The 18,904-nt window shown below is 69.0% G+C and carries 17 protein-coding genes and 1 tRNA gene; 9 read left to right on the top strand and 9 right to left on the bottom strand.

Features of this window, described 5'->3' with window-relative positions:
* Nucleotides 1-24: 24 nt before the first annotated feature.
* From JL108_RS03280 to JL108_RS20395, 3 genes are all read right to left on the bottom strand, one after another.
* A complete protein-coding gene (locus JL108_RS03280; RefSeq protein WP_307837172.1) occupies nt 25-519 on the bottom strand; it encodes a low molecular weight protein-tyrosine-phosphatase in 495 nt (164 codons plus the stop codon).
* 4 nt (nt 520-523) lie between these two features.
* On the bottom strand, nt 524-904 hold the full coding sequence (locus JL108_RS03275) for a phage holin family protein (RefSeq protein WP_205196990.1): 381 nt from the start codon (nt 902-904) through the stop codon (nt 524-526).
* A 348-nt stretch (nt 905-1,252) separates the two neighbouring features.
* Nucleotides 1,253-2,209: a DMT family transporter gene (locus tag JL108_RS20395; protein WP_205196988.1), complete on the bottom strand. Its 957-nt coding sequence runs from the start codon at nt 2,207-2,209 to the stop codon at nt 1,253-1,255.
* Nucleotides 2,210-2,243: 34 nt separating this feature from the next.
* On the opposite strand from JL108_RS20395, the gene JL108_RS03265 reads away from it, so the two are divergent.
* From JL108_RS03265 to JL108_RS03250, 4 genes are all read left to right on the top strand, one after another.
* Complete coding sequence (locus JL108_RS03265) at nt 2,244-3,308, top strand: histidinol-phosphate transaminase (RefSeq protein WP_205196986.1); 1,065 nt, start codon at nt 2,244-2,246, stop codon at nt 3,306-3,308.
* A gap of 243 nt (nt 3,309-3,551) precedes the next feature.
* Nucleotides 3,552-4,682 carry a pyruvate dehydrogenase (acetyl-transferring) E1 component subunit alpha gene (gene pdhA, locus JL108_RS03260; RefSeq protein WP_205196984.1) on the top strand — a complete coding sequence of 377 codons (1,131 nt, stop codon included), beginning with the start codon at nt 3,552-3,554 and terminating at the stop codon, nt 4,680-4,682.
* Entirely contained in the window at nt 4,679-5,656 is a 978-nt protein-coding gene (locus JL108_RS03255) for an alpha-ketoacid dehydrogenase subunit beta (RefSeq protein ID WP_205196982.1), read from the top strand. The genes pdhA and JL108_RS03255 overlap by 4 nt, the downstream gene beginning before the upstream one ends.
* A complete protein-coding gene (locus JL108_RS03250; protein ID WP_205196980.1) occupies nt 5,656-6,909 on the top strand; it encodes a dihydrolipoamide acetyltransferase family protein in 1,254 nt (417 codons plus the stop codon). Before JL108_RS03255 ends, JL108_RS03250 begins: the two co-directional genes overlap by 1 nt.
* A gap of 292 nt (nt 6,910-7,201) precedes the next feature.
* On the opposite strand, the gene JL108_RS03245 is transcribed toward JL108_RS03250, so the two are convergent.
* Nucleotides 7,202-7,690 (bottom strand): GNAT family N-acetyltransferase, encoded by a 489-nt coding sequence (locus JL108_RS03245; RefSeq protein WP_205196978.1) that lies wholly within the window; start codon nt 7,688-7,690, stop codon nt 7,202-7,204.
* A 121-nt stretch (nt 7,691-7,811) separates the two neighbouring features.
* Between JL108_RS03245 and JL108_RS03240 the strand changes: the two genes are divergently transcribed.
* Nucleotides 7,812-9,119, top strand: a complete 1,308-nt coding sequence (locus tag JL108_RS03240) for an MFS transporter (protein ID WP_307837171.1) — start codon at nt 7,812-7,814, stop codon at nt 9,117-9,119.
* Between the two features lie 208 nt (nt 9,120-9,327).
* On the opposite strand, the gene JL108_RS03235 is transcribed toward JL108_RS03240, so the two are convergent.
* The 4 genes from JL108_RS03235 to JL108_RS03220 form a co-directional block, all read right to left on the bottom strand.
* Nucleotides 9,328-10,269 (bottom strand): oxidoreductase, encoded by a 942-nt coding sequence (locus JL108_RS03235; RefSeq protein WP_205196976.1) that lies wholly within the window; start codon nt 10,267-10,269, stop codon nt 9,328-9,330.
* 22 nt (nt 10,270-10,291) lie between these two features.
* A complete protein-coding gene (locus JL108_RS03230) occupies nt 10,292-11,074 on the bottom strand; it encodes a maleylpyruvate isomerase family mycothiol-dependent enzyme (RefSeq protein WP_205196975.1) in 783 nt (260 codons plus the stop codon).
* 180 nt (nt 11,075-11,254) lie between these two features.
* The gene (locus JL108_RS03225; RefSeq protein WP_205196973.1) at nt 11,255-11,752 is read right to left on the bottom strand and encodes a hypothetical protein; all 498 of its coding nucleotides are present in this window, start codon (nt 11,750-11,752) and stop codon (nt 11,255-11,257) included.
* A 78-nt stretch (nt 11,753-11,830) separates the two neighbouring features.
* Nucleotides 11,831-13,690, bottom strand: a complete 1,860-nt coding sequence (locus JL108_RS03220; protein ID WP_205196971.1) for an acyl-CoA dehydrogenase — start codon at nt 13,688-13,690, stop codon at nt 11,831-11,833.
* Between the two features lie 394 nt (nt 13,691-14,084).
* Here JL108_RS03220 and JL108_RS03215 point away from each other — a divergent pair, with 394 nt between their 5' ends.
* Nucleotides 14,085-15,005 (top strand): LysR family transcriptional regulator, encoded by a 921-nt coding sequence (locus JL108_RS03215; RefSeq protein WP_205196969.1) that lies wholly within the window; start codon nt 14,085-14,087, stop codon nt 15,003-15,005.
* A gap of 187 nt (nt 15,006-15,192) precedes the next feature.
* On the opposite strand, the gene JL108_RS03210 is transcribed toward JL108_RS03215, so the two are convergent.
* Nucleotides 15,193-15,942: an enoyl-CoA hydratase gene (locus tag JL108_RS03210; RefSeq protein WP_205196967.1), complete on the bottom strand. Its 750-nt coding sequence runs from the start codon at nt 15,940-15,942 to the stop codon at nt 15,193-15,195.
* Between the two features lie 52 nt (nt 15,943-15,994).
* Here JL108_RS03210 and JL108_RS03205 point away from each other — a divergent pair.
* The 3 genes from JL108_RS03205 (at nt 15,995) to JL108_RS03195 (ending at nt 18,595) form a co-directional block, all read left to right on the top strand.
* A tRNA-Gly gene (locus tag JL108_RS03205) sits at nt 15,995-16,065 on the top strand.
* 399 nt (nt 16,066-16,464) lie between these two features.
* Nucleotides 16,465-17,316, top strand: a complete 852-nt coding sequence (locus JL108_RS03200) for an arginase family protein (RefSeq protein ID WP_205196966.1) — start codon at nt 16,465-16,467, stop codon at nt 17,314-17,316.
* A gap of 40 nt (nt 17,317-17,356) precedes the next feature.
* The gene (locus JL108_RS03195) at nt 17,357-18,595 is read left to right on the top strand and encodes a hypothetical protein (protein ID WP_205196964.1); all 1,239 of its coding nucleotides are present in this window, start codon (nt 17,357-17,359) and stop codon (nt 18,593-18,595) included.
* The last annotated feature ends 309 nt before the right edge of the window (nt 18,596-18,904 follow it).

Here is an 18,904-nt window from a genome sequence, read left to right as displayed (position 1 = left end):
CCCGACGTTACCGGAGGACCCGTATCAGCTCTGTCGCGAAGCGATCAGCGCCGGAATCTCGGCGACGAGGGCGTCGCTGGTGCGCTCGATCATGGCGAGGACCTCCACGAACCCCTCCTCGCCGCCGAACCACGGATCGGGCACCTCGATGTCCTGCTCCGTCGCCTGCGGGTCGAAGCTGCGGAACATGCGCAGCCGTTCGGTGTCGGCGACGGTGGGGGCGAGCTCGGCCATGTCGGCGTAGTTGCTCTCGTCCATCGCGAGGAGGAGATCGTTCTCGGCGTACCAGTCGGTGGTGAACTTGCGGGCGACGTGCCGCGAGGCGTCGTACCCGGCCTGGGTGAGCCGGTCCGCCGCTCGCGGGTCCATGGGGTCGCCGGTGTGCCAGCCCCCGGTGCCGGACGAGACGATCTCGACATCGTCCACCCCGGCCTCCTCGAGCTTCTTCTCCAGGACGACGTGTGCCATCGGGGAGCGGCAGATATTGCCCAGGCAGACCACGGCGATGCGATAGGTCACCGGGTCACTCCCCGATGATGGCGTTGACGACGGTCTGTGCGATCGAGATGACGATCGAGGCGAGCACCGCCCACCAGAATCCGTCGACGAAGAACTCGATCGCGAACTGGCCGGTGATCCATTCGGTCAGCATCAGCAGCAGGGCATTGATGACCACGAGCAGCAGTCCGAGGGTCAGGATGATGAACGGCAGCGAGAGCAGTTTGACGATCGGGCCGAGCAGCATGTTCACGATGGTGAACACCAGGCCGACGATCGCCAGCGCGAGGACGCGGTTGGCGGTGGTCTCGCCGGGGTCGCCGATGTTCATGTGATCGCCGAGCAGCAGCGCGGCGAAGGCCAGCGCGAGACTGCTCGCGAACCAGGTGGAGATGAAGCGTGCCATGAGCCCATTGTCCCAGGGCGAACCTCGGGCCGCTCGATCGCGTCATCGGCGCGCCGAGGTCGGTGGCGGTGCGTCATCAACCTCACGTCGCGGGTGGCGGTAGCTGATCAACGTCACCTCGCGGGTGGCGGTAGCTGGTCAACGTTATGCGGGCGCGGTGGGGTTGATGACGTACCGCCACCGGTGGAGGTAGGGCTGGCGAACGTCACCTCGGGAGTGGGGGTAGCTGGTCAACGTCACCTCGCGGGTGGTGGTAGCTGGTCAACGTTATGCGGGCGCGGTGGGGTTGATGACGTACCGCCACCACGGGCGTGGGGTTGATGGCGTACCGCCGCCGGGCCGAGCTGGTCAGGTCGGGGGCGGGAGCTCCTCCGGGGCGGCGAGTCGTGCGGTCTGCGCGACCACGACTCCGGTGAGCACCACGAACACGCCGATCGACTGCGCGAGGCTGAGCACCTCGGCGTACCAGAGCCAGCCCGTCACGAGCGCGACCACGGGCTCGAGCATCGCGACCACCGAGGCACGGGTGCTCGGGATGTACTGCATCGCCGCGAGATAGAGGAAGAACGGCGTGACGGTGCCGAGCAGCACGATGTAGATCATCGCCACCCACGCCGGTGCCGTGAGATGGTCGAGCCGGCCGAGCAGCGTCGACTCCTCCCCGAGCACGTCGATGGCATTCCACGCCGGTTCATACAGATTGGAGACGACCGCCGCGAGACCGAAGGACCACACCACCACGTGCAGCGGACTCGAGCCTCCCTCAGCCGCCGTCAGGGCCTCGCCGATGAGGAAGTAGCTCGCCAGGCACACGGCCGACAGGAGGCCGACGAGCAGGCCGACGGTCTCGATCGTCAGCCCGTCCCACACCTGGCCCACGAGCGCCAGCCCGACGAGCGAGACGGCGATGGCCGGATAGAGCCGCGGGTGCACGGGTTCGCGCCGCACGAAGCGCACCCACAGCACGACGAGCGCGGGGGCCAGGTACTCCAGCAGCAGCGCGATGCCGAGGGGGAGGCGGTTGATGGTGACGTTGTAGGCCGCCTGCACGCCCAGCACCCCGACGATCGCGAGGGCCGCCATCAGCACCGCCGCGCGGCCGCGCGGCACCCGGAACGCGGAGCGGTCGAAGACGAGGGCCAGGGCGATGAAGACGAGTGCGGCGCAGGTGAGGCGGAAGGTCGTGTAGGTGTCGATCGGGAGTCCGGCCTGCACGGGGATGCGGGAGACGCCGGCGTTCACGCCGAAGGTGACGGCAGCGGTGACCACGAGGGCGTAGCCGATGACGGCGGGACGTGATGACACCGGCACATCCTCGCAGGGTCACTAGGGTGGCGCCATGTCCACCGTTCCGAGACCGCGCGCCGTCTTCGAGCGGCTTCCTGCCTACCGTGCGGGGCGGCCGGCGCCCGACGATGCGCACAAGCTGTCGAGCAACGAGAACCCGTTCCCGCCGCTGCCGAATGTCCTCTCCGCCGCCACCCGCGAGCTGGGCCGGATGAACCGCTACCCCGATGCCGGGATGGGCCGGCTCTACGCGGCGATCGCGGCCCATCTTGGGGTGGAGGAGGAGCGTCTCGCGGCCGGCACGGGCTCGGTCGGCGCCCTCTTCACGCTGCTCTCCGCCTACTGCGATCCCGGCGACGAGGTCGTCTACGCGTGGCGCAGTTTCGAGGCCTATCCGATCGGCATCGAGCTCGCGGGCGCCACGCCGGTTCCCGTCCCGCTTCGGCCCGATGCCACGCACGATCTGCCGGCGATGGCGGCCGCTGTCACCGGGCGCACCCGCGTGGTGCTGGTGTGCACACCCAACAATCCGACGGGTCCCGTCGTCGCGCGCCGGGAGCTGGACGCCTTCCTGGCGGGGGTGCCGTCGAGCGTCCTGGTGGTGATCGACGAGGCCTATGTCGAGTTCGTGCGTGATCTCGATGCCGCCTCCGGCCTGGACTCCCTCGCACGTCACGACAATGTCGTGGTCCTCCGCACCTTCTCCAAGGCCTACGGGCTTGCCGGGTTACGCGTCGGCTATCTCGTGGCGCATCCGGAGGTCGCCGCGGTCGTGCGCACGGCGACTCCGCCGTTCGCCGTCAGCGACCTCGCGATCGCCGCGGTCGCGGCGTCCCTGGACGAGCTCGACGAGCTCGACGAACGCGTCGAAGCGGTGGTCGCCGAACGCGATGCGATGGCCGCGACGCTGCGGGCCGGAGGCTGGGCGATTCCCGAGTCGCACACCAACTTCCTGTGGCTCCCGCTCGGGGACGATGCCGTGACCTTCGCCGAGCACGCCTGGCCCGTCTCCGTGCGCCCGTTCGCGGGGGAGGGGGTCCGCGTCACGCTCGGCGATCCGGCCGTCAACCGCGAGTTCCTCGACAGGATCGAGGGGTGGCACCGCGCGATCGAGTAGCCGCTGGGGTACCTCCCGCCAGGGGAGGGGCGGCGTATCGGGTCGTCCTGCTCAGGACATCGCCGCGATGAAGGCGACCTCCGCCGCTCGCCCACGGAGGCTGGCATCGCGGCGGTGAGGCGGCTACGCTGATCTCACGATGTGAGCACCATCACATCGTGGCGCACCCGATTCCGCCACCCCTGGAATCAGCGCCCCAGACACCGCCGGCGGCACCCCGCCGGGCGGCGATTGGAGGATCGCATGACCCTGCCGATGACCCCGCAACCCGGCGCGCTCGACGGCGAGCACGATCTCGTGCAGCTGCTCGCCCCCGATGGCACGCGCCGCCACGACCCGCGTTATCCGCTCGAGGTCGACCACGCCCAACTCGAAGGCTGGTACCGCGACCTCGTCCTCGCCCGGCGCATCGACACCGAGGCCTTCGCCCTGCAACGCCACGGCGAACTCGGACTCTGGCCCCCGGCGCTCGGCCAGGAGGCGGCGCAGATCGGCTCGGGGCGCGCACTGCGCGGCCAGGACTTCGTCTTCCCCACCTATCGCCAGCACGGCGTGGCCTACTGTCGCGGGATCGATCCGGCCCTCCTCCTCGGCGTGTTCCGGGGCACCGAGCTCGGTGGCTGGGATCCGCAGGAGTATCGCTACGCGCTCCCGCAGATCATCATCGGCGCCCAGACCCTGCATGCCACCGGGTACGCGATGGGTCTGCTGCTCGACGGGGCGGTGGGTCATGGTGATGCTGAGCGGGACACCGCGGCCATCGCCTATCTCGGCGACGGTGCCACGAGCCAGGGCGATGTCGCCGAGGCCTTCGTGTGGGCGGCCTCCTATCAGGCTCCGGTGGTCTTCTTCTGCGAGAACAACCAGTACGCCATCTCCGTGCCCTTGGAACGTCAGACGCGCGTGCCGATCGCTCAGCGCGCCGCCGGATTCGGCTTCGAGGGCGTCCGGGTCGACGGCAACGACGTGCTCGCCTGCTACGCGGTGACCCGCGCGGCTCTCGACGCCGCACGCCAGGGATTCGGTCCGACCCTCATCGAGGCCGTCACGTACCGGGTCGGCGCGCACACCACCTCCGATGATCCGACGCGCTACCGCGAGGACGCCGAGACCGAGGCATGGCGCGCGAAGGACCCGATCGACCGCGTACGGATCCACCTCCAGCGTGAGGGCAGCGATGCGGCCTTCTTCGCCTCCGTCGAGGCCGAGGCCGACCAGCTTGGAGCGCACCTGCGGGAGGTCTGCGGCCGGCTGCCCGAGCCGGACCTCGTCGGCCTGTTCGATCACGTGTACACCGACGTGCCAGAGGAGCTAGCCCGCCAGCGCGACGATGCCATCGCCTGGCAGGCCACGGACGAGGGAGGCGACCGATGACCACCACGATGACGCTGGGTGCGGCCATCAACGCAGGACTGCGGGCCGCGATGGAGCGCGACGACAAGGTCGTACTGATGGGCGAGGATATCGGCCGGCTCGGCGGCGTCTTCCGGGTGACCGACGCCCTGCAGAAGGATTTCGGCGCCAACCGGGTCATGGACACCCCGCTCGGCGAGGCCGGGATCATGGGCACCGCCGTCGGTCTCACCACGCGCGGCTATCGGCCGGTCGTCGAGATCCAGTTCGACGGATTCGTCTACCCGGCCTACGACCAGCTGGTCGCTCAGGTCGCGCGGCTGCACTTCCGCAGCGCCGGCCGGATACGCGTCCCGATGGTGATCCGCATCCCCTTCGGCGGCGGCATCGGCGCGGTCGAACACCACTCGGACAGCCCCGAGGCGCAGTTCGCGCTGACCTCGGGGCTCAAGGTCGTCTCCTGCGCCACCTCGCACGATGCCTACTGGATGATCCAGCAGGCCATCGCCTCGGATGACCCGGTGGTGTTCATGGAGCCCAAGCGCCGGTACTGGGAATCCGGCGAGGTCGATACGGGGTCGGCGGGCGCGGAGCTCTGGTCGTCCCTCGTGCGGCGCTCCGGCACCGATGCGACCCTCATCGCCTACGGTCCCATGGTCAAGACCTGCCTGGACGCCGCGACCGCGGCTGCCGAGGAGGGCCTCGACCTGGAGGTCATCGACCTGCGGGCGCTCTCCCCGCTCGATCTCGGGCCGGTGTTCGCCTCGGTGCGCCGCACCGGACGCGCCGTCGTGGTGCACGAGGCGCAGCGCACCCTCGGCCTCGGCGCGGAGCTCTCCGCGCGGATCACCGAGGAGTGCTTCTACTCGCTCGAGGCGCCGGTGCAGCGAGTGACCGGCTACGACCTGCCGTATCCGCCGAGCCGGATCGAATCGGAGTTCCTGCCGAGTGTCGATCGCGTGCTCGATGCCGTCGACACCGCGAGGGGGTTCTGATGCCGGAGTTCTGCCTGCCCGATGTGGGCGAGGGCCTGACCGAGGCCGATATCGTCACTTGGCGCGTCTCGGAGGGCGACGAGGTGCGGGTCAACGATGTCCTGGTCGACATCGAGACGGCCAAGTCGATCGTCGAGCTGCCGAGTCCCTTCGCGGGGACCGTCGGTGCCCTGCTGGTCGCCGAGGGCGACACCGTCCGCGTGGGCGCGCCGATCGTCCGGATCGAGACGGCGGACACCGCGGAGGAGGCCGCGCCCCGCACAGCGGTGCTGGTCGGCTACGGACCGCGGGACGAGAAGGTGGGCGGGCGGCGACGTCGTCGTGCCGGCCGGGTCGCCGAGCCCGTGCCGTCTGCCGAGCCCGAGTACACCGCGTCGGTGGTCGCGCTCGCCAAGCCTCCGGTGCGCAAGTTCGCGAAAGACCACGGGGTGGATCTGCGCGCGATCACTCCCGCGGACCCCTCCGGCATCGTCACCCGGGCCGACGTGGAGAACGAGCTGCGACGCACGCCCGCTCCCGCTCCTGCCGAGAGGCCCGCGGTTGTCGGTGTCACGGAGGAGCGCCGGGTGCCGATCGCGGGGGTGCGCAAGCGCACGGCCGAGGCGATGGTGGAATCGGCCTTCACGGCCCCGCACGTCACCGAGTGGATCACCGTCGATGTCAGCGCCACGATGGAGCTGCTCGACCGGCTGCGCGCCGACCGGGCCTTCGCGGACGTCAAGGTCACCGCGACGGTTCTCGTGGCGAAGGCGGTCTGTCTCGCCCTGCGTCGCACCCCCGATCTCCACGCGAGATGGGACGGCGAGGCCGGGGAGATCGTCTTCCCCGCGCATGTCGGTCTCGGAGTGGCCGCTGCGACGGACCGGGGGCTGCTCGTGCCGGTGGTCCCGCAGGCCGACGCGCTGCCCCTTCCCGAGCTCGCCCGGGAGATCGCCGCGCTCGTGCGGACCGCGCGTGAGGGGTCGCTGCAACCCGAGCAGATGACCGGCGGCACCTTCACGATCACCAATGTCGGCGTCTTCGGTGTCGACGCTGGCACGCCGATCCTCAATCCCGGTCAGTCGGGCATCCTCGCGGTCGGTTCCGTCGAGAGACGGCCGTGGGTCGACGAGGAGGACCGCATCGTGCCGCGGTGGGTCACCACGCTCGCCTGCAGCTTCGATCACCGGGTCGTCGACGGCGAGCAGGGCTCACGCTTCCTGGCCGATGTCGCGTCCCTGCTGCGCGACCCCAGCCGGGCGATGATGTTCTAGGCGATCACCTGGTGTCAGTGGTCTCGATACGCGTCGGTCGCATGGAGCCATCGCAATAGGGGCATCGCCGCGATGGAAGCGACCTTTGGCTACTCGACCACCGTGGGTCGGGAGAACTCGGTGGTTGAGTAGCCGCGAGGAACGAGCGGCGTATCGAAACCACCACCGCGATGTGGTCTCGCTCCAGCGCGGCTACGGCCTTTGGCTACTCGACAGCCGGGCACAGTTCGGCCGGCCGGGCATGCGGAAGGGGCGGGAGAGAATCTCTCCCGCCCCTTCCGTGGGTGGATGTTCAGTCGCCGGGGCGCACCATCATGATGTTCACCGGGCCGCCTTCGGCCAGCATGCCGACTTCCTCGAAGCCGCGGCCGGAGTGGAAGGCCAGGGAGGCGTCATTGTGGTCGTAGACCTCCAGGCCGATCGGCTTCTCGCCCTCGATCGCGTCGTAGAGCTTGGAGGCGACGCCCTTGCGGCGGTGGTCCGCCGAGACGACGATCCGGTCGAGGTAGACGTACTCGGAGGTCTCGAAGTACTCGTCGAACCAGCGATACCGCGTGGAGTCGTAGGCGACCCCGGGAGGGAGGGTGATGACGAAGCCGGCGATATCGCCGTCGTCGGTCATGACGAGTGCGTCGTCGGCCATCTCCACGAGCGCTGCCGTGGCGGCGCGGTCGAGAGGACCGACGCCTTCGAGGGCGTCCTGATTGATCTCGACGATCGTGTCGAGGTCCTCGTCGGTGATGGGTCGGATGGTCGTGGTCTGCGTCAGAACTGGGCTCATCGTCTTCCGACGTTATGTCAGGTCCGGGGGTTCACGCCAGTCGAATACCCGGTTAAGTGATAGAGATCACAGTATTGCGGCCGGCGACACGGGGATCTGACCGGCTTCGTAGAATGCCTTGGTGAACCAGGCTTTTCGAGATCCTCGCTATCGCGCGGCTCTCGTGGTCTGGGGCGTCGCCGTCACGACCTATCTGCTGGCGGTCTTCCACCGTTCGTCGCTCGCGGTCGCGGGACTGGCCGCCTCGGAGCGGTTCGACATCTCGGCCGCGCAGCTGGCCACCTTCACCATGCTCCAGTTGCTCGTGTACGCGGCGATGCAGATCCCGGTCGGCCTCCTCGTCGACCGTTTCGGCCCGCGAGCGGTGATGCTCACCGGCACGATCGTGCTGGCCCTCGCGCAGGCGGGGTTCGCGGTGGCCGACACCTATCCGATGGCGATCGTGGCCCGTGTCTTCGTCGGTCTCGGCGATGCGATGACCTTCGTCTGCGTGCTGCGGCTGATCAATTCGTGGTTCTCGCCCCGACGGATCCCGATCATCACGCAGATCACCGGTCCCATCGGGCAGATCGGTGCCATCGCGGCAGCGGCGCCGATGACGTGGGCTCTGGGGACGATCGGTTGGACCTCGGCTTACCTGGTGGCGGCATCGACGAGCGTGGTCGCGGCGGTCGCGGTCCTCGTGCTCGTGCGCGATGAGCCGGCGCGCCGCAGCGTGCGCGGAGTCGAGCTGTCCTGGACCAATATCCGCACCAGCCTCGCGGCATCGTGGGCCCACCCAGGCACCCGGCTCGGCTTCTGGTGCCACTTCACCACGCAGTTCAGCTCGACGTGTCTGGGACTGCTGTGGGGCTTCCCGTTCTTCGTGCGCGGTGAGCACACCAGTGAGGCCTTCGCCAATGTGCTGCTGACGATCATGGTGGTCGCGGTCGTCGTGGCGGGGCCGCTGCTGGGGTGGTTCGTGGGCGCTTATCAGTGGCATCGGTCGTCCCTCGTCCTGGCGATCGTCTGGGCGATTATGGCGGCGTGGAGCCTCGTGCTCTTCTGGCCAGGCAGCGCGCCGAGCTGGCTGTTGATCCTGCTCGTGGTTGTGGTGGGCGTCGGCGGCCCGGCATCGATGATCGGGTTCGACCTGGGCCGCACGTCCAATCCGATCGAACGGCTGGCGAGCGCGACCGGGATCATCAACCAGGGCGGTTTCACGGCGAGCCTGATCCTCGTCGTCGCGATCGGCGTCATCCTCGATCTCGCCTCGCCCGCCTCGGGCACCTACACGCCTGAGGCGTTCACGCTCGCGATGAGCTTCCAGTACGTGCTGTGGGGGATCGGCCTCATCCAGATCTGGCGCTACCGCCACAAGGCGCGCAACTTCCTGCGCGCCGACTACCCCGAGCAGTGGAAGCGCTGGTCCGGCCGCGACTGGGACTGAGGAACGCGTTCCCGTCCCCTCTCCCGCGAATGTGCACCACGCGTCGAGGTCGGTGGAGAAGAAGCGGCGACCGATCACCAGGCCGGACACGTGAGCGGAGACCGCTCGCGAGCGACGGCGGAGGATGTGCTCCTGTGGTTGCCATGACGACCGCCGACGCACATTCTTCGTCGCCGGTCCGACAAGGATGTGTCCTCGTGCCGGATGCTCAGGTCACGTCGAAGACGACGCCGGTCGCGCTCTGTGAGGCGGACCAGAGCGCACCGGCGAGACGCGGATCGCGAGCCAGCCGGGTGGAACCGACCGTGCGGGGGTGGCGGCCGCGCAGCTGCTGGAACCCGTCCGGGCCGATGTAGTCGCCGCCCGTCAGCGTCGGATCCGTCGCCGCGCGCAGCAGCGGCAGGGCGCCGTGAGCCGCGGGCTGGCCGATGATGCCGGTGACCTGGTGGATCGCGATGCCCGGCAGCGACCTGCCCCGCAGGTTGAGACCGGACTTGGTCAGGTTCGTCGAGGCGTAGCCGGGGTGAGCCGCGACGCTCACCACCGGAAGACCCGCGGCTTCGGACCGGCGCGCGAGCTCCCACGCGAACAGCAGGTTCGCGAGCTTGGACTCGGCGTAGGCGTTCCACCGCCGGTAACGGCGTGGGGAGCCTTCGGGGGTCAGCGTCCGCAGGTCGATGCCCCGGGCGCTGGCGTGCGCGAGGGACGAGACGGTCACGACCCGGGCGCCATCGCGCAGTGACGGCCAGAGACCGGCGGTCCAGGCGAAGTGGCCGAGGTGATTCGTCCCCATCTGGAGCTCGAAGCCGTCCTGCGTGCGGGCGAAGGGCGGGATCATGACGCCGGCGTTGTTCACCAGGATGTCGATCCGCGGCTCGGCTGCGGCGAGATCCTGGGCGGCGGCGGTGGTCTGGGCGAGGTTCGCGAGATCGAGCTCGACGATCGAGATGTCGCTGCCCGGAGCCTCCTCTCGCAGCCGGCGCACGGCGTCCTCGGCCTTGCGGGTGTCACGGGCGGTCACGATGAGACGCGCGCCCCGCCGGGCGAGGCCGAGGGCCGTGTGCGCCCCCAGTCCTCCGGTGACGCCGGTGATGACCGCCGTCTGTCCGGAGAGATCGCCGATATCGGTCGTGCTCCACCGCTCGCTCATGGTCACGAGACTACGCGGGGACTCAGGGAGTGACCGCGAGTCCGGTGAGGACACGGTGGGCCAGTTCGGTGTCGCCGTCGACCTCGACCGGCACCTGCCCGGGTTTGCGCCGGCCTCCGCCGAGGACGATGAACGCCTCCGTCGACATCGTCAGCGTCGTCTCCGGGGTCGCATCGTCGTCGATGGCCGCGCGTCCGTCGTCGTTGACGACGACGGTGGCCGCGAAGGGCACGGGACCCGTCACGACGACGGCCACGGGATGACCGGACGGCGCCTTGGCTCGCTTGCCGATGACGAAGGGCAGCGCCGCCTGGAAGGACTGGACGGTCACCTGCGCGCCGGGGGAGTCGAGGTTGCCACTGCGGTTGAGGGCGCGGCGCAGATCCTGCTCGTGCATCCAGGCATCGATGACCCGGTTGCGCAGGAGCGTCTCCCAGGTCCAGGGCGCGCCCGCGGGCGTGCTGGGTGCGGGCGCGGCGGGGTCGTCGGGGAGCACCGCCAGCTGGGTGGCACGCCGGTCCACGAGCTCGCGGAGACGGACCAGGAGGTCGGGCAGGCCGACATCGTGCAGCGCATCGACCCCGGCCTGCGTGTAGTCCTGGGGCACCGTCGAGGGACCGGCGGTGTCAGCGGTCTCGGTGCCGTCGGCGAGGACGTCCTCGAGGTGGACGAGGTGGGCCAGGATGTCGCGCACGGACCATCCGGGCAGGTCGGTGACGCGGTCGGCATCCTCGGGGAGGAGTTCGAGATCGAGGATCGCGCCCATCGAGTGGCGCCACGCGTCGACATACGTCCGCAGGCTCATGGCTTCAACCTAGGGCATCGCCGTTCGCCGGCCCGTCACGAGCGCCGCCCGAGCTCGTTGAGTGTGGGGGCAGCTCCTACGAGCGCAGCGAGTAGGGGGAACGTTTGGACGGTCGAACGGGGCTTTTCACCGTCCAAACGCCCCGCTCAACGGGGAACCGGATCAGCGGAGACCGATGGGTCAGGAGGCGGCGCGGCGGCGCCAGGCGGTGACGGCGGCGAGGACGATACCCGCGGTGAGGGAAACCCAGGCGATCAACGAACCCATCAGGTCGCGTCCGTCGAGGTCGTTGACGAGCGCATAGCCGTAGCTCGCGCTGTCGGAGAGCTCGTCCCCGGGCGTGCACTCGACGGTCATGTCGGCGCGCCCGTCCTCCATCAGGGCGATGAGATGCCAGCGGGTTCCGTCCGTGGTGACCGTGACGTCGACGATCGAGTCACTCGAGATCTCGGTGCGCTCCTCGCCGGGCCCGACCGCCTCACAGGCGATGTCGCGACCGGGCTGGGGGAGATCGGTGAGGACGGCGACATCGTGGCCCTCGGCATCGAAGGGCTGACCGGACGGGATGACCGTGCTGCCGCGCAGCTCGTCCCAGGTGCCGGCCGTGAAGGCCACCGCGACGATCCATCCGACGGCGGCCACGAGGGCAGCGACGACGTACCACCAGCGAGACCTCACTGCGCCACCTTGCCATAGAGATGGCCATGCGCCGGGGAGAACTCCCCGGCGCATGGCCGTCATCACATCCGCGTCAGGTCAGAAGACGGACTCGTCGAGGTCCATGAGGTCGAGGTCGACGGATTCGGCGAGCTGGCGCTCCGCGGTGAGCTTGGGCAGCACGGTCTTGGCGAACCAGGACGCGGCGGCGACCTTGCCCTCGTAGAACGAGCGGTCCGTGCCCGTCACGCCGGCATCGAGCTGGGACAAGGCCACCTCGGCACCGCGCAGCAGCAGCCAGGAGACGACCAGGTCGCCGAGCACGTAGACGAGGCGGGTGGTGTTCAGGGCGACCTTGTAGACATTGCGGGCATCGCCCGTCTCCTCGGCCGGGTTGGCGGCCATCAGGTCGTTGAACATCGCCCCGACGATCGCCTGGGTGTCTGCGAGCCCCTGGGCCAGCAGACCACGCTCGACCTTGAGGCGGCCGTTGCCCGCCTCGCTGTCGATGAAGGACTGGATCTCGTTGTTCAGGAAGGTCAGCGCCTGGCCGTTGTCCTTGACGATCTTGCGGAAGAACAGGTCCTGACCCTGGATCGCGGTGGTGCCCTCGTAGAGCGTGTCGATCTTGGCGTCGCGGACGTACTGCTCGATCGGGTAGTCCTGCAGGAAGCCCGATCCGCCGAAGGTCTGCAGCGCCTCGGTGCCCAGCAGCACCCAGGAGCGCTCCGAGCCGTAGCCCTTGACGATCGGGAGCAGGAAGTCGTTGATCGACTCGGCCAGAGCGGCGTCCTCGCCGGCGGCCTTCTTGACGGCGATCTCGTCCTGCCAGGTGCCGGTGTAGATCATCAGCGATCGCAGGCCTTCGGCGAAGGACTTCTGCGTCATGAGCGACCGGCGCACGTCCGGATGGTGGGTGATGGTGACCCGAGGGGCCGTCTTGGCCGGGTCGAGCAGGTCGGCGCCCTGCACGCGCTCCTTGGCGTACTCGAGGGCGTTGAGATAGCCGGTCGAGAGCGTGGCGATCGCCTTGGAGCCCACCATCATGCGGGCGTTCTCGATGACGCGGAACATCTGGTCGATGCCGTTGTGGACCTCGCCGAGCAGCCAGCCGGTGGCGGGCTCGCCGTCGCCGAAGGTGACCTCGCAGGTGGTGGAGACCTTGATGCCCATCTTCTTCTCGACATTGGTCACATAGGCGCCGTTGCGCTCGCCGGTGAGCTCACCGGTCTCGAGGTCGAAGTGCAGCTTGGGCACGAGGAACAGGCTGAGACCCTTGGTGCCCGGCCCGCCGACGCCCTCGACGCCCTGGGGGCGTGCGAGGACGAGGTGCATGATGTTCTCGCTCATGTCGTGCTCGGCCGACGTGATGAAGCGCTTGACGCCCTCGATCCGCCACGTGCCGTCCTCATTGGGGAAGGCCTTGGTGCGGCCGGCGCCCACGTCCGAGCCGGCATCGGGCTCGGTCAGCACCATGGTGGTGCCCCAGCGGCGTTCGATGATGTGCTCGGCGATCTTCTGGTCGCGCTCGGTGCCGTTCTCCCACACGATGCGGGCGAAGGCCGGGCCCGCGCCGTACATCCAGATGGGCGGGTTGGAGCCGAGGATAAACTCGCCGAGGGACCAGATGAGCGAGGAGGGGGCGGGCTGGCCGCCGAGCTCCTCGGGCAGCTGCAGGCGCCACCATTCCGAGTCCATCCAGGCCTGGTAGCTCTTGGCGAACTCGGGATTCATGGTGACCGTCTTGGCATCCGGGTCGTAGACCGGCGGGTTGCGGTCGGCATCGGCGAAGGAGTCGGCCAGATCCTCGCGGGCGAGGCGCTCGACCTCCGCCAGGATGCTCTTGGCCGTGTCGGTGTCGACCTCCGCGAAGGGCCCGCTGCCCAGCACCGAGCTCCGGTCGAACAGCTCGAAGAGGTTGAACTCGACATCGCGGAGATTGCTCTTGTAGTGGCTCATGCCATCGTCCTTTGCACGAGATGGGGGTGGGCCCGGCGGGCTCGGTACTACTGCCGGGTAACTTAAGTATCTCGCGAGTAACTTACCGGATCAAGTCCGGGGTGGCGGTTGGTTCGTGCAAAAAGAAGAAGGCCCCAGCTCCTCGGGGGAGAGCTGGGGCCTTCGCTGGTCGGCAGCGGGTGGTCACTGCCAACGCGCGGGCACGCGGCGGTAGCCGTCCGTGCGTACGAGCTGCACCGTGCGGGTGACCCCCACGGCGAGCGTGATGGCTGCCAGTGCGGTGATGGCGATCATGAGGGCTCCCTTCGTTCGAGTCGGTGTCGATCTCCATGATGGCCGCACCGATTGCCAAGAACAATCGAACTGAACTACACGCAACGTGTAGTTTTTCTATATGGATGTACGCCGCCTTGGGATTCTGCGGGAATTGGCCGAGCGGGGGTCGGTCGCTGCCGTCGCCGATGAGATGAAGGTCACTCCGTCGGCCATCTCCCAGCAGCTCAAACTGCTAGAACGCGAGGCCGGATTCCAGCTGGTGGAGCCGGCGGGGCGCGGTGTCGCGCTCACCTCGGCCGGGCAGGCTCTGGCGCGGACCGCGACGGAGATCGCCGTGGCGATCGAACGGGCGGAGGCGAAGTGGCACGACTACATGTCGCGTCCGGCCGGTGACGTGCGGCTGACGACCTTCCCGACGGGTGGGGAGATGCTCCTGCCGGGCGCGTTGCGGCGGATGGCCGAGGAGCCGAGTGTGCGGCTGGTGTGTCACGACACCGATCTCTCGCGGTGGCACGATGTCGCCGAGCTGGTGCCCGACTACGACATCGTCGTGGCGGACTCGCCGGACATGCGTGAGACCTGGCACGAGCGGGGTCTGCAGGTCGTGTCGCTGATGAGCGAGCCCCTGGACGTCGCCCTCCCGGAGGACCACCGGCTGGCGCGGAAGGCGACCCTGTCGCCGCGCGATGTCGCGGAGGAGACGTGGATCGGGGTGCCGAGCGGTCATCCCTATGACGATGTGCTGATCCGGCTCGTGGCCGTCACCGGCGAGCCTTTGCGGATCACGCAGCGGATCGTCGACAACGGCATCGTCGAGGCACTGGTGGCCGCCGGCCACGGGATCGCGATCCTCCCTCGCTTCACGACACGAGAGCATGGCAACGGCCTGGTCACGAGGCCGTTGGTCGGTATCCGTGCCAAGCGGGAGATCGCGGCCGTGCTGCGACCGGACCGGCTCGAGAGGCCTTCGGTCAGATTCGTCGTGCAGGTGCTGCGCGAGGAGGCCCGTGCCGTGGCCGATGCTCACGCCTCGGTCTGACCGCGCCGGGGCCGGGCACCCCGCCCGTCTCGATCTGGAGCGACGGACGATGTGACTCGGCGGCGGTCATGGCAACCGCAGAGTCACATCGTGCGTGACCGAGTGACGGAGGATGTGACTCCATGGTCGCGCTGGCAACCGCAGAGTCACATCTTCCGTAGCCGGCGAGGGCTGGTGGAGAGGGTAGTCAGCGGCGGAACGTGGCGGAGAAGGCGGCGAACTCCTCGCTCGCGAGCGACTCGGCCTGAGCCCAGGACTCGAAGTCGAGGGATTCGTTGAGGTCGCCGGTCGCGGCGATCTGGACCGACCGCTTGATGTCGCCCATGAGGTCGGCATTGCGGGAGGTGTAGCGCTCGGCGAGTTCGCGGGCTCGACCCTTGGGGTCCTCGACGAGCTCCTGGGCGATGCCGAGACGAAGTGCCCTCTCTGCCTCGATGATGTCCCCGGCGTAGAGCGCGGCGGCGGTGTTGGCCGAGCCGATGCGCTGCGTCAGCATCCACGTGCAGCCTCCTCCGGGATGCAGGCCGATCTTCGAGAAGGTGGGGCCGAAGCCGGCGAGCGGCCCCGCGATGATGACGTCACAGCACAGGGCGATGTTGAGTCCCGCGCCGACGGCGGCGCCCTGGACGGCGGCGATGGTCGGGATGGTCAGGCCGCGCAGCCCGAGGAACGAACCGTAGACGTGCATGAGGTGCTCGCGTAGCTGCTCGGTCGGCCGGCTGGTGTCGCCGAACAGGCTGTCGACGTTCGCGCCGGAGCAGAAGGCCTTGCCCTCGCCGGTGACGACGAGGGCTTGGGCGTCGGGGTCGGCGGCGACCGCGGCGATCGCGTCGCGCAGTTCGTCGAGCAACGGCATGTCGAGGGCGTTGAGCCGGTCGGGTGCGTTGAGGGTGATGGTGCGGATCGGGCCGTCGGCTTCCAGCAACACGAGAGGCATGGCGCCACCGTAGCGTGGACGGGTCTCGCGGGGCGCTATAGTCGGGGACGTTGCCGGTGTAGCTCAATGGCAGAGCGCTTGCTTCCCAAGCAAGATACGCGGGTTCGATTCCCGTCACCGGCTCTCCCGGCGAAGCCGGCTCTTCCCGGTGGCGGGAATCGAGTTGGGCCCCTCGTCCGCGCGGAGCGCGCTGGGCAGGGATCCCGTCACCGGCTCTCGCGCGGAGCGCGCTCTTCCCGGTGTCGGGAATCGAGTCGGGCCCCTCGTCCGCGCGGAGCGCGCTGGGTAGGGATCCCGTCACCGGCTCTCGCGCGGAGCGCGCTCTTCCCGGTGTCGGGAATCGAGTTGGGCCCCTCGTCCGCGCGGAGCGCGCTGGGTAGGGATCCCGTCACCGGCTCCCCCGGACCTCCCTCTCGCGTGAAACGCATCCCCTCTTTCCCCTGCCTCCCTCGGACCGTGATGGCACAGTGGTGCGCAACCGAGGAAAGGGGCGTCATGGGGTGCGACGCGGTCACTGTGCTGGTGTCCTCCTTCGATGCGGGCCGCCGCGATTGGCGAATGGGCGCCGGACCGCAGCAGATCCTCGCGACCGGTCTGCTGGAGGTGCTCGCCGCCGATGGTGTCGATACTCGGAGTATCGAGATCGAGGCCCGCGATGCCCTGCCCAGCGAGTTGAGTCGCGGTTTCGCCGTTCAGCGCGAGATCGCCGATGCGACCGCCGATGCGCTATCCGAGGGTCGTCTTCCGATCCTGTTGTCCGGAGACTGCAATTCCTCGCTCGGCGTTGTCGCGGGCGCGCAGCGGAACGGGGCATCGCCGGCCTTCGTCTGGTGCGATGCGCACGCCGACTTCCACACGCCGGAGACGGACCGCTTCGGCTCCCTCGACTGTCAGGGCCTCGCGATGCTCACCGGGCGTGCCTGGGAGGGGCTGGTCCGGGAGACCGGTCTTCGGCCGATCCCGGACTCGCACGTGGCGCTGGTTGGAGCGCGTGCCGTCGACCCCGAGGAGGAGGTCGCCTTAACGGCCTCGGGAATAACTCGTCTCGCGGTGGCCGAGGTCGCGAACGAGCGGAAGCGGGACAACATCCTCGGTGGACTCATGGCATCGGGCGCCACCAGCGTCCACCTGCATGTCGACGCCGATGTCCTCGATTCCGGGATCGCCCCGGCGAATGACTACGCGGAGCCCGGCGGACTCCAGCTCGAGGAACTGCTCGGGCTGTTCGTCGAGACGATCTCGCGGCTGCCTCTCGGCTCGCTCAGCATCGCGTCCTACGACCCACGCCTCGATGCTGATCGCGCCTTGGCTCGTGCCCTCGTCGACGTGATTCGTCGCGTCGTGCGGTTCGGCGATGACGCTGGAGCGTCGTGATCTCTCCTACACTCTTGAGTGGCGTGCAACGGGGGTCCGGATGGTGAAGCGGCGATGGCTGTTGGGGATCGCGGTGGCTGTCATCGCGGTTCTCGTGGCGGGGTCGATCTGGTGGTGGGTCGAGCGGACTGGTGACGATGACGAGCCCGAGTTCGTCGCGACGCTGACATCGGTGAGTCCGCACGAGGTCCCCGGTTATGCCCACCCCGAATGGTGGAGCGACGGGACGACCCCCGTGCGACTGTCCTGGGATGACGAGACTCTGGTGGTGGACTCGCCGCGACCGAATATCGAACGTGTGCGCGGTACCCGTCTCGACACGGCTCTGGCCGCCCCCGCGACCGCCGATCCGGCCGCGGTCGCCTCGTTGCCGGGCGGTGAGGGGGCCCCGTGGATCGCCGTGGCCTTCGAGTCCAAGAGTGTCGATCAGGACGACAAGGAGACGACCGAGAGCCCGCTGACCTGGACGGGGTCCGATCTCACCTCCGGTGAGCGACTCGATGGCGGGGCCGCGGCGACGCTGCCGGTGAGCCTGCGCAGCAATGAGATCAGCCCGGCCGAGGGACCGAGCGCGATCATGACCGCCGACGCCGCCGTGGCGCGCCTCGGCGATACCGACACGGCCCTCGTCACCACCTCCCAGCTGGGCACCATCACACTCCACCGCTGCGCGCTGTCGGCCTGCGAATGGGAGGAAGCGGCAGGGCCCGAGGGCGAGACCCCCTTCTCGATCGCCTCGACCGGCGATGGGTTCGTCACCACCACCGGCGATCGCGACGACGGGCACACGATCTGGTTCGCCGAGGATGACGGGTTGCAGTGGCAGGCGATCGGCGAGATCCCCGCGGGGGAGACCATCAGCGAGCTCCGTGATGGGGAGAACGGCGTCCTCATGCTCACACAGAGTGGCCGCGATGATGAGACGATCTACGGCATCCGCACCGTCGATGCCGGCGGTGTCGAGCAGGTCGTCGAGCCGACGCCCTTCTCGGGATCGGGACAGGTGATGGATGTCGCCCGGAACGGTGACGACTGGTTCCTCGCCGGATTCCGTGCGAGCGATGCGCGGGTGGACCTCGGTCCCCAGTCCACCGCCGCCGAGCTGTGGACACTGGGCGACGAGGAGTGGGAGCCGCTCGGTGATCCGTTGCTCGAGTACCAGCCGCTCCAGTGGATCCGGGTCCTGTTCACGAGCCTCGACGGCGAGCTCGCCGCCGCCAGCGATGCTCCAGGCCCCGATATCACCATGACCTGGACCTTCGGCCCCGCCGAAGACTGAACCGCGAGGAAACCGGGACCGGTCGGGGTGCCCCGAGACCACCCCGACCGGTCGGGATCAGACCGTCGCCGCGCCGGCGTCCCGGACAGCTTCTCCTACCCACGGCACGACGGCATCGCTCCCCGTCACCGCTCGCGGCAAGAGACGGTTGGCGAACAGCAGATCGGTCGCACGGATCTGTGCATCGTCGGCGAAGGCCTGTGCCGCCTCGCGCGGATGTGCCGTGATCCAGGTGTCCGACTCCCGCAGCCTCGATGAGCGCTGTCAGTTCCTCCCGGCGCTGTTCGGTTACGTCGCGCCGGGTGGACC

Source organism: Aeromicrobium sp. YIM 150415 (assembly GCF_016918125.1).
Taxonomy (GTDB): Bacteria; Actinomycetota; Actinomycetes; order Propionibacteriales; family Nocardioidaceae; genus Aeromicrobium; species Aeromicrobium piscarium.
Note: the sequence above shows the minus strand (reverse complement) of the source record. Positions and strands in the feature narration are given on the sequence as shown.

Coding starts and splice junctions, on each gene's coding strand:
- JL108_RS03275 (WP_205196990.1), bottom strand. CDS start 904: ATGGCACGCTTCATCTCCACCTGGTTCGCGAGCAGTCTCGCGCTGGCC.
- JL108_RS03220 (WP_205196971.1), bottom strand. CDS start 13,690: ATGAGCCACTACAAGAGCAATCTCCGCGATGTCGAGTTCAACCTCTTC.
- pdhA (WP_205196984.1), top strand. CDS start 3,552: ATGACCCTGCCGATGACCCCGCAACCCGGCGCGCTCGACGGCGAGCAC.
- JL108_RS03255 (WP_205196982.1), top strand. CDS start 4,679: ATGACCACCACGATGACGCTGGGTGCGGCCATCAACGCAGGACTGCGG.
- JL108_RS03230 (WP_205196975.1), bottom strand. CDS start 11,074: ATGAGCCTGCGGACGTATGTCGACGCGTGGCGCCACTCGATGGGCGCG.
- JL108_RS03235 (WP_205196976.1), bottom strand. CDS start 10,269: ATGAGCGAGCGGTGGAGCACGACCGATATCGGCGATCTCTCCGGACAG.
- JL108_RS03210 (WP_205196967.1), bottom strand. CDS start 15,942: ATGCCTCTCGTGTTGCTGGAAGCCGACGGCCCGATCCGCACCATCACC.
- JL108_RS03250 (WP_205196980.1), top strand. CDS start 5,656: ATGCCGGAGTTCTGCCTGCCCGATGTGGGCGAGGGCCTGACCGAGGCC.
- JL108_RS03215 (WP_205196969.1), top strand. CDS start 14,085: ATGGATGTACGCCGCCTTGGGATTCTGCGGGAATTGGCCGAGCGGGGG.
- JL108_RS03195 (WP_205196964.1), top strand. CDS start 17,357: ATGGTGAAGCGGCGATGGCTGTTGGGGATCGCGGTGGCTGTCATCGCG.
- JL108_RS03245 (WP_205196978.1), bottom strand. CDS start 7,690: ATGAGCCCAGTTCTGACGCAGACCACGACCATCCGACCCATCACCGAC.
- JL108_RS03265 (WP_205196986.1), top strand. CDS start 2,244: ATGTCCACCGTTCCGAGACCGCGCGCCGTCTTCGAGCGGCTTCCTGCC.